The organism is Marinovum sp. PR37, assembly GCF_028807375.1.
Lineage (GTDB): Bacteria > Pseudomonadota > Alphaproteobacteria > Rhodobacterales > Rhodobacteraceae > Marinovum > Marinovum algicola.
Genome location: NZ_JARAML010000008.1, coordinates 144,290 through 158,674 on the forward strand (window position 1 = coordinate 144,290; position 14,385 = coordinate 158,674).

14 protein-coding genes are annotated in these 14,385 nt (G+C 64.0%); 10 read left to right on the plus strand and 4 right to left on the minus strand.

The features are described from left to right. Window positions 1–54: 54 nt before the first annotated feature. The 10 genes from ptsP (at window position 55) to PVW49_RS09565 (ending at window position 10,679) form a co-directional block, all read left to right on the plus strand. Complete coding sequence (ptsP, locus tag PVW49_RS09520; protein ID WP_074835036.1) at window positions 55–2,295, plus strand: phosphoenolpyruvate--protein phosphotransferase; 2,241 nt, start codon at window positions 55–57, stop codon at window positions 2,293–2,295. A gap of 76 nt (window positions 2,296–2,371) precedes the next feature. Then, entirely contained in the window at window positions 2,372–2,992 is a 621-nt protein-coding gene (locus PVW49_RS09525; protein ID WP_048531107.1) for a COG3650 family protein, read from the plus strand. Window positions 2,993–3,139: 147 nt separating this feature from the next. After that, window positions 3,140–4,033 (plus strand): DMT family transporter, encoded by an 894-nt coding sequence (locus PVW49_RS09530; protein WP_048531105.1) that lies wholly within the window; start codon window positions 3,140–3,142, stop codon window positions 4,031–4,033. Window positions 4,034–4,131: 98 nt separating this feature from the next. Continuing rightward, entirely contained in the window at window positions 4,132–5,310 is a 1,179-nt protein-coding gene (locus PVW49_RS09535) for an OmpP1/FadL family transporter (RefSeq protein WP_048531102.1), read from the plus strand. Between the two features lie 112 nt (window positions 5,311–5,422). Continuing rightward, a complete protein-coding gene (locus PVW49_RS09540) occupies window positions 5,423–6,295 on the plus strand; it encodes a hypothetical protein (RefSeq protein WP_048531101.1) in 873 nt (290 codons plus the stop codon). A 59-nt stretch (window positions 6,296–6,354) separates the two neighbouring features. Then, complete coding sequence (gene metA / locus PVW49_RS09545) at window positions 6,355–7,293, plus strand: homoserine O-acetyltransferase MetA (protein ID WP_274563022.1); 939 nt, start codon at window positions 6,355–6,357, stop codon at window positions 7,291–7,293. A 1-nt stretch (window position 7,294) separates the two neighbouring features. Next, complete coding sequence (locus PVW49_RS09550; protein WP_074835043.1) at window positions 7,295–8,263, plus strand: alpha/beta fold hydrolase; 969 nt, start codon at window positions 7,295–7,297, stop codon at window positions 8,261–8,263. A 54-nt stretch (window positions 8,264–8,317) separates the two neighbouring features. Beyond that, complete coding sequence (gene ppk2 / locus PVW49_RS09555) at window positions 8,318–9,202, plus strand: polyphosphate kinase 2 (RefSeq protein WP_074835044.1); 885 nt, start codon at window positions 8,318–8,320, stop codon at window positions 9,200–9,202. Beyond that, on the plus strand, window positions 9,195–9,812 hold the full coding sequence (locus tag PVW49_RS09560; protein WP_048531093.1) for a TetR/AcrR family transcriptional regulator: 618 nt from the start codon (window positions 9,195–9,197) through the stop codon (window positions 9,810–9,812). Before ppk2 ends, PVW49_RS09560 begins: the two co-directional genes overlap by 8 nt. A gap of 9 nt (window positions 9,813–9,821) precedes the next feature. After that, a complete protein-coding gene (locus PVW49_RS09565; RefSeq protein ID WP_274590447.1) occupies window positions 9,822–10,679 on the plus strand; it encodes a sulfotransferase family protein in 858 nt (285 codons plus the stop codon). Here PVW49_RS09565 and PVW49_RS09570 read toward each other — a convergent pair. The 4 genes from PVW49_RS09570 to PVW49_RS09585 all read right to left on the minus strand — a co-directional run bounded on the left by PVW49_RS09570 (window position 10,666) and on the right by PVW49_RS09585 (window position 14,321). Continuing rightward, window positions 10,666–11,703, minus strand: coding sequence for a glycosyltransferase family 2 protein (locus tag PVW49_RS09570; RefSeq protein ID WP_274590448.1), 1,038 nt, complete (start codon window positions 11,701–11,703; stop codon window positions 10,666–10,668). The two genes, PVW49_RS09565 and PVW49_RS09570, sit on opposite strands and share 14 nt — an antisense overlap. A gap of 104 nt (window positions 11,704–11,807) precedes the next feature. Continuing rightward, on the minus strand, window positions 11,808–12,296 hold the full coding sequence (gene rpsI, locus PVW49_RS09575) for a 30S ribosomal protein S9 (RefSeq protein WP_048531087.1): 489 nt from the start codon (window positions 12,294–12,296) through the stop codon (window positions 11,808–11,810). After that, window positions 12,296–12,760: a 50S ribosomal protein L13 gene (rplM, locus tag PVW49_RS09580; protein ID WP_048531085.1), complete on the minus strand. Its 465-nt coding sequence runs from the start codon at window positions 12,758–12,760 to the stop codon at window positions 12,296–12,298. The genes rpsI and rplM overlap by 1 nt, the downstream gene beginning before the upstream one ends. A gap of 163 nt (window positions 12,761–12,923) precedes the next feature. After that, window positions 12,924–14,321 (minus strand): aminotransferase-like domain-containing protein, encoded by a 1,398-nt coding sequence (locus tag PVW49_RS09585; RefSeq protein WP_274590449.1) that lies wholly within the window; start codon window positions 14,319–14,321, stop codon window positions 12,924–12,926. Window positions 14,322–14,385 lie beyond the last annotated feature (64 nt).

The following is a 14,385-nucleotide window of genomic DNA, read 5'->3' on the forward strand; positions in this document are numbered from 1 at the left end:
CGCGGCGTGACACCCGCCCATGACACTTCGGTCCGAATAAGGGGACATCGACATATGCCAGAAGGTACGGAAAGCGAAAGCCGCAAGCTTCTCAGACGCTTGCGCGACCTCATGGCGGAGGAAGCCGCCGGTCAGGAAAGGCTCGACAAGATCACCCATCTGACCGCGGATTCGATGAAGACCGAGGTCTGTTCGGTCTATCTGTTCCGCGACGAGGACACGCTCGAGCTTTGTGCCACCGAGGGTCTGAAGGCGGAAGCGGTGCACCAGACCCGGCTGCGTGTCGGCGAAGGCCTTGTCGGCCGGGTGGCGCGGCAGGGCAATATCGTCAACACCGCCAATGCGCCGCAGGCGCCCGGATTCCGCTACATGGCCGAGACCGGCGAGGAGATTTATTCCAGCTTCCTCGGCGTGCCGATCCAGCGGCTGGGCGAGATGCTCGGCGTGCTGGTGGTGCAGTCGAAAGAGGCGCGCGAATTCACCGCCGACGAGGTCTATGCGCTCGAGGTCGTCGCCATGGTGCTGGCCGAGATGGCCGAGCTGGGCGTCTTTGTCGGCGAGGGTGCGGCGCTTTCGGCGCGCCACACCCAGCCGCATCTGATCCGCGGCATCACCGGACAGGAAGGCGCGGCCGAAGGTTATGTCTGGCTGCACGAGCCGCGGGTGGTGGTCACCAATCCTATCGCCGACGATCCGCACCGCGAGCTGGAGCGGCTGAAAGAGGCGGTCGACGAGCTGCGCGTCGGCGTCGACCAGATGCTGGCCGGCGCCATGGGCGGCGATGCCGAACAGCTCGAAGTGCTTCAGGCCTATCGCATGTTCGCCAATTCGCGAAGCTGGATGCGCCGCATGGAGGAAGACATCTCGCGCGGTCTTTCGGCCGAGGCTGCCGTCGAGAAAGAGCAATCCGCCGCCCGCACCCGGTTGGGCCAGGTGCCCGACGCCTATCTGCGCGAACGGCTGCACGACCTCGACGACCTGTCGAACCGACTGTTGCGCATTCTGACCGGTCAGGGCAGCGCCACCGGTGCCGAGATGCCCGATGATCCGATCCTGATCGCCCGCAACATCGGGCCCGGCGAGCTCTTGGAATACGGCCGTCAGCTCAAGGGTATCGTGCTCGAGGAAGGCGCGGTCGGCAGCCATGCCGCCATTGTCGCGCGGGCGCTGGCGATCCCGCTGGTGCTTCAGGCCAGCCGCATCACCACCGAGGCGCTGAACGGCAATCACATCATGGTCGATGGCGATCAGGGGGTGGTGCACCTGCGTCCCGACGACAATGTCGTCACCGCCTTTCGCGACAAGATGGCGATGCTGCACAAGGCGCAGGAGCGCTATTCCTCGATCCGCGACAAGCCGGCCGAGACGCTTTGCGGAAAGACGATCTCGTTGCACATGAACGCCGGGCTGATGGCCGATCTGCCTTCGCTGGAAAGTTCGGCGGCTGAAGGCGTCGGCCTGTTCCGCACCGAATTGCAGTTCCTGATCCGCAACCAGATGCCCAAGCGGACAGAGCTGGCGCAGATCTATTCCGGCGTGCTCGATGCCGCCAAGGGCAAGCGCGTGGTGTTCCGCACGCTCGACATCGGCTCGGACAAGGTGCTGCCCTACATGAAGGCCACCGACGAGCCGAACCCGGCGCTGGGCTGGCGGGCGATCCGGGTGGCGCTTGACCGTCCCGGCGTGATGCGGATGCAATTGCAGGCGCTGCTGCGCGCGGCCAATGGCCGGCCGCTGTCGGTGATGTTCCCTTTCATCGCGCAATACAGCGAATACAAGCAGGCCCGCGCCGAGATGGACAAGGCGATCGAGCGCGAAAAGATTCTCGGCCACCCCCTGCCCTCCAAGCTCGAGGTCGGCGCCATGCTCGAGACGCCGTCGCTGGCCTTTGCGCCGAACGCGTTTTTCGAGGAAGTGGAATTCCTCTCGATCGGCGGCAATGATCTCAAGCAGTTCTTCTTTGCCGCCGACCGCGAAAACGAGCGGGTGCGGCGCCGCTACGACACGCTCAACACCTCGTTCCTGAGCCTGCTGGAGATGATCATCGCGCGGTGCGACAGCACCGGCACGCAGGTCAGCTTCTGCGGCGAGGATGCGGGCCGCCCGATCGAGGCGATCTGCATGGCGGCGATGGGTCTGCGGACCCTGTCGATGCGTCCGGCCTCGATCGGGCCGGTCAAGCATCTGCTGCGGCGCACCAACCTCGACGAGCTGCGCGAGGTGATCAATGCCGAACGCAAGCGCGGCGCGGAATCGGTGCGCGATGCGGTGATGGAATACCTGCGCACGCAATAAACCAAGGGATCGCATGCCGCGCCCGGATTTCGCGCTATACTCAGCTTCGTCCCCTTTTGGAATCGGAGCCATTGCCATGTTGCGTCTTGCCCTGTTCGCCAGCCTGCTTGCCGGTACAGCCCTGGCCGAGCCGGGCTATTTCCGGGTCACCGATGTTGCCTCGGACGACACGCTCAATGTCCGCGCCCTGCCGGATGCGCACAGCGAAGACATCGGCGATCTGGCCCATGATCAGACCGCGGTCGAGGTGATCGACACCGACGAAAGCGGCGATTGGGGCCGGATCGTCTGGGAAGAGAGCCACGGCTGGGTGGCGATGCGGTTTCTGGAGCCCGACGACATCGCGATGATCGGCCAAAGCCGCCTGCCGCAGGGGCTGTTGTGCAGCGGCACAGAGCCGTTCTGGTCGATCCGCTACACCGGCGACACCGCGCTCTATTCGGATTTCAACAACAATTCCGCGACCTTGCCGCTGACCGATCTGCTCACCGCCGCCGGTCGAACGGGCTTTCCGGCGCTTCTGCGTCATGGCACCGGCGACGCGACCTCGACCGCGGTGATCCGTGCACAGCTCTGCTCGGACGGCATGAGCGACCGCGATTACCCCTATGCGGTCAGTCTGATGATCGAGGCCGGCAAGGACCGGATCCTGTTTGACGGCTGCTGCCAGCTGCCGCTGGAAGCGGGATCGCATTAACCCGCGAAAGCGGAGTTGCCCCCTTTCCATTCCCGCCGCCATATGGTCCTGTCGCGCCATGTTTCGTTTCGCGACCCTGTCTCCCCTGTTCTCTGCGGCGCCTTTTGTGGCGCGTGATCTGACGCGCGCCTGTGCCGTGGTGGCGAAATGAGCGAGACCGTCAAGGCGGCGTTCTGGATGATCGGCGCCATCGTGTCCTTTACCGCGATGGCGATTGCCGGCCGGGCGGTGAGCCTCGATCTCGATACCTTCGAGATCATGATGTACCGCAGCCTGATCGGCTTCGTCATCGTGATCACCGTGGCCCGCGCCGCCGGCACTCTCGGCCAGGTGACACGACGCAACCTGGGCGTGCATACGATCCGCAACCTCAGCCATTTCGCGGGCCAGAATCTGTGGTTCTATTCGATCACCGCGATTCCATTGGCGCAGGTCTTCGCGCTCGAATTCACCTCGCCGCTCTGGGTCATCGTGCTGTCGCCGCTGATCCTTGGCGAGCGGCTGACACGGGTGCGGGTGCTGGCGGCGAGTATCGGTTTCGTCGGCATCCTGATCGTCACCCGGCCCAACCCCGAGACATTGGAATTCGGTCAGCTCACGGCGGCAATTGCGGCCATCGGCTTTGCCGGATCGGCGGTGTTCACCCGGCTGTTGACCCGGACCGAAACGATCACCTGCATCCTGTTCTACCTGACTGTAATGCAAGCGATTTTCGGCGTCATCTGCGCCGGGTTCGATGGCGATATCGCACTGCCCACGGCGGCCAACCTGCCTTGGGTCGTGCTGATCGCCTTTGCCGGGCTGGTGGCGCATTTCTGCCTGACGACGGCGCTCAAGCTGGCGCCGGCGGCGGTCGTCATGCCGATCGATTTCGCCCGGCTTCCGGTGATCGCGCTGGTCGGCATGTGGTTCTACTCCGAACCGCTGGACCTCTTGGTCCTGCTGGGCGCGCTGGTCATCTTCGGCGGGAATTACCTCAATATCTGGTCCGCATCACGGGTTCGCGGGCCGGTGCGCGGAGTTGACGTAACAGAAAAGTAACGTCACGGAACAACCTAAAGTGTGACGTTGGGTCAGGAATTGACCGAAATCTGTCTCAGGAATTAGCGTTCAGCCAGGGAAGAGACAGGAAAATCCAGATGAAACATGTAGCAAGTGCCGCTTCTGCGGCCTGCCTTTTTGCAGGCATTGCTCAGGCCGGCGGCCTCGAGCGTGCGCGCCCCGCCGAGGCGATCCTTTTCGAGCAGGGCAATTACGTACAGTTCTCGTTTTCGCAGACCGATGCCGACGTGTCGGGCGACTATCCGGCCTTTGTCGGCGGCGGCAGCACCGGCGACATGTCGGACGCCACCCGGCACATCGGGTTCGGCCTCAAGATGGCGATCAACGACCGGCTCGATTTCGCCCTTCTGATGTCGCAGCCCTATGCGGCAGACGCGGCCTATGGCCAGGGCTTCTACGAGGGGCTGACCGCCAGGTGGAACAGCACCGCCGTCGATGCCATCGTGAAATACAACATGTCCGACCGCTTGTCGGTCTATGGCGGCGCGAGCCTGCTGACCTCTTCGGCCGATATCACCATTCCGGTGGCGCTGGGCAATATCGCCTCCGACCCCGACGGCCCGGCTCTGCTGGGCGGCGGCCCGCTGCCGGGCTCGATCGTCAGCGATTATTCGGCCTCCAGCTCGAAAGAGACCGACCTCGGCTTCATTCTTGGCACGGCCTATGAGATCCCCGATTTCGCCATGCGCGTCGCGCTGACCTATCGCTCCGAGATCGAACATGAATTCGACGCGCGCGAGACCTATACCCAGCTCAGCCTGCCGGGCGGCGTTCCGACCTTCTCGCCGGTGTCGACCACCACCGACACGCCGGTCATCATGCCGCAATCGGTGACCCTGGATTTCCAGTCGGGCGTGGCCCCCAAGACGCTGGTCTTCGGCTCGGTCAAATGGACCGAATGGTCGAAATGGCAGGTCAAGCCCGGCGCCTATGAATCGGAAACCGGCGGCGAGATCACCAGTTTCGACAATGACACTTTCACCTATCAACTGGGTGTCGGCCGTCAGCTCTCGGATCAATTCTCGGTCTTCGCCCGCGCCGGCTATGAATCCAAGAAAGGCGGCGAAAGCTCGCGCCTGTCGCCCACCGACGGCTATACCTCGATCGGTCTCGGCGGCAGCTACACCATGGGCAAAGCCAAGATCACCGCAGGTGTCGAACATGCCTGGCTGGGCGATGCGGAATCGGGCACGCCGACCGATTTCTCGGACAACACCGCCACCGGCTTTGGCATCTCTGTCGGCTTCGCATTCTGACGCCGAAATAAAATCCGCTCACGGATTGGCCTCGCCTGCGTGCATCGCGGCGGGGCTTTTTCGTGGCGGGCGGGTGTGCTAGGCGAAGCGAACGTTCAGCGGGACCAAGAAGATGCTCTATTCAACTGCCGAAGACTGGCGCCAGGCGCCCAAGAAACGGGTGCTGTTCTTTGGCATGTCGGGCCTTGGAAAGACCCATGTTTCCAACATGTTGCGCGACAATGGCGCATGGTTCCACTATTCCATCGATTACCGCATCGGCACGCGCTACATGGGCGAATACATCGCCGACAACGCCAAGGCGCATGCCATGCAGGTGCCGTTCCTGCGCGATCTGCTGTTGTCGGACAGCATCTACATCGGCTCCAATATCTCGTTCCACAACCTGACCCCGGTCTCGGCCTATCTGGGCAAGCCGGGCAACCCCGATCAGGGCGGTCTGCCAATGGCCGAATACACCCGGCGGCAGGATCAGTTTCGCCAGGCCGAGATCAATGCGTTGCTGGACACCGGCTATTTCATCGACCGGGCGCAGGCGCTTTATGATTACCCGCATTTCATCTGTGACACCGGCGGCTCAATCTGCGAATGGGTCGATCCCGAAGACCCCGCCGATCCGGTGCTTTCGGCGCTGTCAGAGCGCACGCTGATGATCTGGATCCAAGGCTCCGAGGCGCATACCCAGGAGCTGATCCGCCGGTTCAACCGCGCGCCCAAACCGATGGCCTATCAGCCCGCCTTCCTCGCCCGCTGCTGGCAGGAATATCTCGAGGTCGAGGGCTGTTGCGAAGGCGAGGTGAACCCCGATGCCTTCATCCGCTGGACCTATGGCCGGGCGCTGGCGCACCGCCAGCCGCTTTATGCCGCGATGGCGCGGAACTGGGGTGTGACGGTGACCGCCGACGAGATCGCCCAGGTGCGCGATCAGGCCGATTTCACCGATCTGATCGCCGGCGCGATCACCCGGTCAGCACGGCGCAGCTGACCGCTTGTGGCGCGCGCCGCTCTGGCCTATTTCTCTGACGCCACAGGAAAGGACACCCGATGCCCCTGAAACTGCCCAGTGATCTGCCCGCCTTCGACGTGCTCTCGCGCGAGGGTGTGATGGTCATGGCAGAGAAACAGGCCGAGCATCAGGACATCCGGCCGCTGCGCATCGGGTTGCTCAACCTGATGCCCAAGAAGATCGCCACCGAGACCCAATTCGCCCGGCTGATCGGCGCCTCGCCCTTGCAGATCGAGTTGACGCTGATCCGGATGAGCGAGCACGAGACCAAGACCACCTCGGCCGAGCATATGGAGAGCTTTTACCACCCGTTCCGCGAGGTGAAGGACTGGAAATTCGACGGCCTTATCATCACCGGGGCGCCGATCGAGCATCTGCCGTTCGAGGATGTGACCTATTGGGAAGAGCTCACGCAGATCTTCGACTGGACCCAGACCAACGTGCATTCCACCTTTGGCGTCTGCTGGGGCGGGATGGCGATGATCAACTATTTCCACGGGGTGCAGAAACATATCCTCGATCACAAGGCCTTCGGCTGCTTCCGCCATACAAACCTCGACCCCGCCTCGCCCTACCTGCGCGGCTTTTCCGACGAGTTCGTCATCCCGGTCAGCCGCTGGACCGAGATGCGCCAGCCCGAGATCGATGCCGCCGCCGGGCTGCGCACCCTGCTGGGCAGCGACGAAGTCGGGCCCTGCCTGGTCGAGGATCCGAAGCACCGGGCGCTCTATATCTTCAATCACTTCGAATATGACAGCGGCACGCTGAAGGAAGAATACGACCGTGACGTTGCCAATGGCACCGCGATCAACGTGCCGCGCAACTACTACCCCGGCGATGATCCCAGCAAAAAGCCGCAGAACCGCTGGCGCAGTCATGCCCATCTGCTCTACGGCAACTGGATCAGCGAACTCTATCTGACGACGCCCTTCGACATGGCCGAAATCGGTTCCAAGTCGACCGACCTCCGGGGCTGAGATGATCGCCAACCTCGCCTTCGCCCTGCTGACCGTGGCGCTCTTGGCCGGCGGCGTGTTCCTGATCGACCGGCGGGCGGATCTGCGAGAGGCCGAAGCCGAGGCGCAGTTTGGCCCCTCGGGCAAGCTGATCGACATCGACGGCACCACGGTGCATGCGCTGGTCACCGGCGCCGGCCCCGATCTGGTGCTGATCCATGGGGCCTCGGGCAATCTGCGCGATTTCAGCTTCGATCTGATCGAACCTCTGGCGCAGCATTACCGGGTGATCGCCCTGGACCGGCCGGGGCTGGGCTGGACCGATCGGCTGCACGACCGGGGTGAGACCCCCGGCGAACAGGCCCGTCTGTTACAGAAGGCCGCCGACCGGCTGGGCGTGACGAGGCCGCTGGTGCTGGGCCATTCCTTCGGCGGCGCGGTGGCGCTGGCCTGGGCGCTGGAACGCCCCGAAGAGACCGCCGGGCTGATCTTGCTGGGCGCGGTATCAAATCCCTGGCCCGGTGGGCTCGACACGCTGTACCACGTCAATTCCTCGCGCCTGGGCAGTGCATTGGTGGTGCCACTGATTACCGCCTTCGCGCCGCTCGACCGGGTTCATGCCGCGCTCGAGGCGATTTTCAAGCCGCAACGCGTGCCTGTGGGCTATGCCCGCCACATCGGCGCCGGGCTGACAATGCGCCGCGACAGCCTGCGCGCCAATGCCCGCCAGATCACCCGGCTGCGGCCGCAGGTGGTGGAGATGTCGGAGCAATATCACCGGCTCGAGATGCCGCTGGAGATCCTGCACGGTGAGGCCGATACCATCGTGCCGCTGGAGATCCACTCCGAACCGCTGAGCCGCCAGGCGCCCGATGCCGACCTGCTGCGGATGCCCGGTGTCGGCCACATGCCGCATCACGCCGATCCGCATGCCGTGATCCAGGCGGTGCACCGCGCCGCCGCCCGCGCCGGGCTTCGTGAAGGGCATTAACATTGCAACACCTGGCCTAAGACGCCATATTTACATGAAAATATGCGAGGCCCCATGGCACAACCTTTTGACGGTGCAATCAGTACCTACTTCGAAAACGAGGCCCCCAAGCCGATCCGTGATGCCATCCGGCGCGCTGAGAAAGGCGAGATGCTGTCGGAGGGCTACCCTTATTCCGACCGCATGCCGCGCAAGGCCTATGACAAGGCGATGAAGGCGCTGCAAATCGAGCTGGTCAAGCTTCAGGCCTGGGCCAAGGACAGCGGCGCGCGGGTGGCCGTGGTTTTTGAAGGCCGCGACGCCGCCGGCAAGGGCGGCACGATCAAGCGCTTTCGCGAGAACCTGAACCCCCGGGTCGCCCAGGTCGTGGCACTGTCGAAACCTTCGGACCGGGAAGCCGGACAATGGTATTTTCAGCGCTACGTCACCCGCCTGCCCACCGCCGGCGAGATCGTGCTGTTCGACCGGTCGTGGTACAACCGCGCGGTGGTGGAAAAGGTGTTCGATTTCTGCACCGAGGCGCAGCGCGCGCATTTCTTTCAGCAGGTGCCCGACTTCGAAAAGATGCTGTTAGATGACGGCATCATCCTGATCAAGCTCTGGCTCAACGTCGGCCGCGCCGAGCAATTGCGGCGCTTTCTCAGCCGCGAGAGCGACCCGCTCAAGCATTGGAAACTGAGCTGGATCGACGTCGAGGGGCTCAAGCGCTGGGATGCCTATACCGCGGCCATCGCCGAAACCTTCGAGCGCAGCCATACCGGGATTGCGCCCTGGACCGTGGTGCGCAGCGACGACAAGCGGCGCGCCCGGATCAATGCCATCCGCGCCGTGCTGCACCGGATCGATTATGCGAACAAGGACGCGGCCGCCATCGGGGCGGTGGATCCGCTGATCGCCGGCGGGCCGGATCTCTGGCAGGCCCGCGCACAAGATGCCTAAACGCGGCTATCACCACGGCAACCTGCGGCAGGCGCTGATCGACGCCGCCCTGAAGCTGATCGAAGACCGGGGGCCCACGGGCTTCACGCTCTCCGAGGCGGCAAAACAGGCGGGCGTCACCCCGGCTGCGGTCTATCGCCATTTCGAGGGGCGCGAGGACCTGATTGCCGAAGCCGCGCTTCAGGGCTACGAGATTTTCGCCGATGTCATGGATTACGCCTATGACAGCGGCAAACCCTCGGCGCTAGCCGCTTTCGAGGCCACGGGCCGGGCCTATCTGGCCTTTGCCCGCAAGCACCCCGGCCATTACATCGCGATGTTCGAAAGCGGCGTCTCGGTCAACAAGACACCGGATCTGGCTGCCGCCTCGGCGCGGGCGCGCGGCGTGCTGGAAAAGGCCGCCGAGGGTCTGTCGCAGCATATCCCCGCCGACAAGCGCCCGCCCGCCGCGATGTTCTCGGCGCATATCTGGGCCCTGAGCCACGGGGTGGTCGAGCTTTTCGCCCGCGGCTCGCCCGGCACCCGCAGCCCCTATCCGCCCGAAGAACTGCTTGAGGCCGGCATCGGGATTTACCTCAGGGGTCTTGGCCTGATCCCACCGGACGCGTAAGGCAGGCGCATGAGCGACAAGACCTTCTTCCTCGGCCTCGGTGGCCAGAAATGCGGATCGAGCTGGATTCAGGCGTATCTGAACCGCCAGCAAGGCGCCGATTTCGGCCGTCTCGGTGAATATCAGATCTGGGAGAGTGACCTCGGTTCGGTCTTTGCCCGCTACCGGCTGGCCGCGCCCTCGGGCTTTCAGATGCTGCGCGCCGAGGCCAAGCGGCGGCTGGGCATGACCGAGCCGGCCGACCATCTGCGCTGGCGGATGCAGCACGACCGGCAACAGTATTTCGCCTATTTCGAACAGTTGCTGAACCGGCCCGGCGTGACAATGACCGGCGACATCACCCCCAGCTATGCCGCCCTGCCCGCGCCGCTGCTGCAAAAGATCAAGGATGGCTTCGAAGGCCCCGGAATATCAGTGAAATGCCTGTTCTCGATGCGCGACCCGGTGGCCCGAATCCGGTCGCATTACCGGATGGACATCGACAAGGGCACGGCGCCGGAACCGGCGGATTTCGAGGCCGGGCTGCGCGGCTTTTATGCCAGCGCAGAGGCCGCGGCGCGGACGCGCTATGACATGACGCTCGAGGCGATGGAGACGGTCTTTGCACCGCAAGACCGGTTCATCTGCCTTTTCGAAGAACTGTTCACGCATGAGGGCATCGCCGATCTGGCGGCGTTTGCCGGCGTTCCGGCCGAGGCCGAGGCCGGGGGACAAAAGGTCAATGCCCGCGGCTCGGCCGGTGGCATCTCTGACGACCTGACCGCCGAAATCGCCCGGCATTACGCCCCGGTCTATGCCGCCGTCGCCCGGCGTCTGCCGCAGATCGCCCGGGTCTGGCCCAGCGCGCGGTTTCTCACCAGCGCATGAGCCCAGCGTCGATCAACTGCTGCGGCCCCTCGTAACGCAGCGAGTTCTCGTCGAGAAAGCTGCCCTTGCGGGCCTGCATCCGGGCCAGAAGCTCGGCGTAATAGCGGTATTTCGAGGCGCCATTGGCATGCGCCCCCCAGGCCCTGGCGCGGTCGATCTTGTCGGCGAACTGCGCGGTAAAGACAAAATGCGCCACGGTCAGCAGCACCGTGCTGCTAGGCGCGAGATTGGCGTAATGCGATCCGGTCAGCCGGCTTTCGGCGTTGCGCAACACCAGCGGCGTCTTGTGGCGCGGCGACTTCTGGAACTGTTGCGCCTTCTTCGCCCTGGACGACATGTAAAGCCGTTGAAGCCCCCGGCGCTCCACCTTGGGTTCGATATCGAATTGCTTGAAAAGACGCGCTGTTTTCGATTTTCCCAAGAGCTCCGGCTGGCGCCCCGGCACCAGATCGACAAGCGCTTCAGCCTGGAAATACGGGTAAGCCTCGAGCAGCCCGTCAAAGCTTTTCGGCAGATCGCCCGAGAGCCCGGCAACGTTTTCCGGAAAGAATTCCACCACCGTGGCAATCGCCGAGGGCGCGCCTTCGGCCGCAAGCCGCGTCACCACCTCGGAGATCGAGCTGACCCCGGGCGGCAGCAGCAGGAATTCGTCGGCATCGACATAGGCGACATAGGCGCCGTCGAAAAACAGATGCGGCAGGGCGATCTTGAAATAGGTGCCGGCGCGTTCCCTGCGGCTTTCGCCATCGGGGTCGCGATAGGTGATCTCATCGCCAAAGCTGAGATCGGATTGCATGACCACGCAATCCGATTGCGCCGCGAGATAGGCGCTGGTGCCGTCGTCCGAGGCATCGTCGAAGATCAGGAATTGCTCGAAGCCGATGGCCCGATGATGCGCCAGGAAGGCCGGCAGGAAGCCCATCTCGTTCTTCATGGTGGAAAACAGCGTCAGCTTGCCGGCATCCACCTGCCCGCTCACCACCCGCGCCAATCGGCCCGCGTCTTCTATTCCGTATGCGCTCATGGCAGTGCCTTCCGATGTTGCGGGCCGCGCGTCAAGCCCCCTCGCCCCGCGCATGAAAAAGGCCGCCCCGAAAGGCGGCCTTTTCCGATACATGTCCGTAAAGCTTAACGCTTGGAGAACTGGAAGCTCCGGCGGGCCTTGCGGCGGCCGTATTTCTTCCGTTCCACAACCCGGCTGTCGCGGGTCAGGAAGCCGGCGGCTTTCAGCGCGCCGCGCAGCGAGGGATCGTAAAGTTGCAGCGCCTTGGAGATGCCGTGCTTGACCGCACCGGCCTGACCCGAGAGACCACCGCCCTTGACGGTTGCCTGCACGTCGAACTGGTCTTCGACACCGGCCACGGTAAAGGGCTGGCGCAGGATCATTTGCAGCACGGGACGCGCGAAATAGGTGTTCAGCTCGCGGCCATTGACCGAGACCTTGCCGGAGCCCGGCTTGATCCAGACACGGGCAACCGCGTCTTTCCGCTTGCCGGTGGCATAGGCCCGGCCGAGCTCGTCACGGACGGGTTCGCGCGGGGTTTCCACCTCGGTCACGGCCTCGACACCGCCGGTCACGGCGTTCAGGTCTTCGAGGGAATTCACTTGCTCAGCCATTATTTCGCCACCCGGGTGTTTTTCGAGTTCATGTTCTTGACGTCGAGCACTTCGGGCGACTGCGCCTCGTGGGGGTGCTCGGTGCCGGCATAGACGCGCAGGTTGGTCATCTGCTGGCGCGCCAGACGGTTGCCCGGCAGCATGCGCTTGACCGCCAGGGTCACAACGCGCTCGGGGTGGGCGCCCTCGAGGATCTGCTGTTTGGTGCGCGACTTGATGCCGCCCGGGTGGCCGGTGTGCCAATAGTGGTTTTCTTCGCGCTTCTTGCCGGTCAGCTGAACCTTGTCGGCATTGACGATGATGACATTGTCACCACAGTCCATGTGCGGCGTGAAGGAAGGCTTGTGCTTGCCGCGCAGGCGGGTGGCGACGATCGAGGCGAGACGGCCGAGCACCACGCCTTCGGCGTCGATGACGATCCATTTCTTCTCGATGTCTGCCGGAGTCGCAGAGAAGGTTTTCATATCGGGTCTACCCTTGGGTCTTGAGTTCCGACGCCTCGGGGAGACCCCGGCGCCAAATTCGATGGGCGGGTTATAAAGACTGCAAAGACACAGTCAAGATGCGTTATCGCGAATTAATGGCGCAATTTCAATTACTTGCAAATTAGGTATCTAAACACCCCATTCAGACACCGATATTTTCCGGCGGCTTGTCCAGCAACCGGCGCAGGCGCAGCATCGCATCCTCGAAAGAGGCCAGCGTCACCTCGGCATTGACGGCGATGCGTACCGCGTGGGGCACCTTCGCGTCGCGCATGGCGAAATCCTCGGCGCTGCGGATCTTGAGGCCCTGCGCCTCGGCTGCCTGGCAGAAGGCCGAGACCCGCCAGCCCTCGGGCAGACGCAGCCAGAAAAAGGGCACATCGGGGTTCCAGGTCAGATCGTAGCTGCCCAGGGTATTCACCCCGACGCGAATGTAACGCTCCACCTCGGTGCGAACCTCGGCCACCAGCCTGTCGGCCGACGCCGCGCCGAGCAAACGCCCGATCATCTCGGCCAGCGGGGTCGAGAGGCCGAAAAAGCCGTATTCGGCGGCGCGGCGCAGGGTGGTGTCGCTGCCTCGCGGCGCCACAGCAAAGCCGACCCGCAGCGCCGGGGTCAGCAGCTTGGAGATCGAGGCGATGTACCAGGTCTGATCCGGCAGCAACATGCGATAGCCGGGCAGTCGCGTTTCGGACAGGCGGTAACAATCGTCCTCGAGAATGTTCAGCCCGCGCGCCCGCGCCACCTCGGCAATGGCTTCGCGGCGGTCGAGCGGGGTGTGCAGGCAGGTCGGGCTCTGCACCTCGGGCGAGGTGCAGAAAAGCTGCGCCGCATGGGTGCGCGCCAACCGGTCGAGCTCTTCCGGGATCACCCCCCTGGCGTCCATCGGCACCGGCACCACCTCGGCGCGCAACAGTTCGGCGGCACGGCGGAAACCCGGATAAGACAGCTCTTCGACCAGAATAACCGGCCGCCGCCCGCGCAGAACGCATTGCATCACCAAGGACACCGCATTCTGTCCGCCATGGGTAAAGACCAGCCGGTCGGGATCGACCGGCCCCAGCCGCGCGGTCGAGAGCCAGCGCGCCGCCGCCTGGCGCGCGCTGTCGGAGGCGCCGGCGGAGGGATAGTTGAGCAGATCGGTCGCATCGCTCTCGGCCACCTCGCGCAGGGTGCGGCGGATCGCGTCGACCTGGCCGACATCGGGCAATTGCGGGCTGAAAAGCGATACAATCCCGGTTTCGCGCGGCGGATTGCGGATCAGCAGGCGCGGCTCCGGCGCCGCCCTGTCGTCCTGCCCCGCCACAAAGGTGCCGCGCCCCACCTCGGCCCGCAACACGCCCTTGTCCGTCAGAACCGAATAGGCCCGCGCCACCGTGCCCGGGGTTATTTTCAGCTCCCATGCGAGATCCCGCACCGGCGGCAGCTTGTCACCCCGGGCAAGCTTGCCCTCGGCGATGGCGCTGCCGATCAACTCGGCCACGGCACGATATTTCGGACCGTCCATGCCGGAAATATCACCGATTGAAATTGTATCCATCACAATATTTCCATGGATCATTATACCGCTTCTACTTCAAAACCCGAAAGTTCTCGTGGGTGAT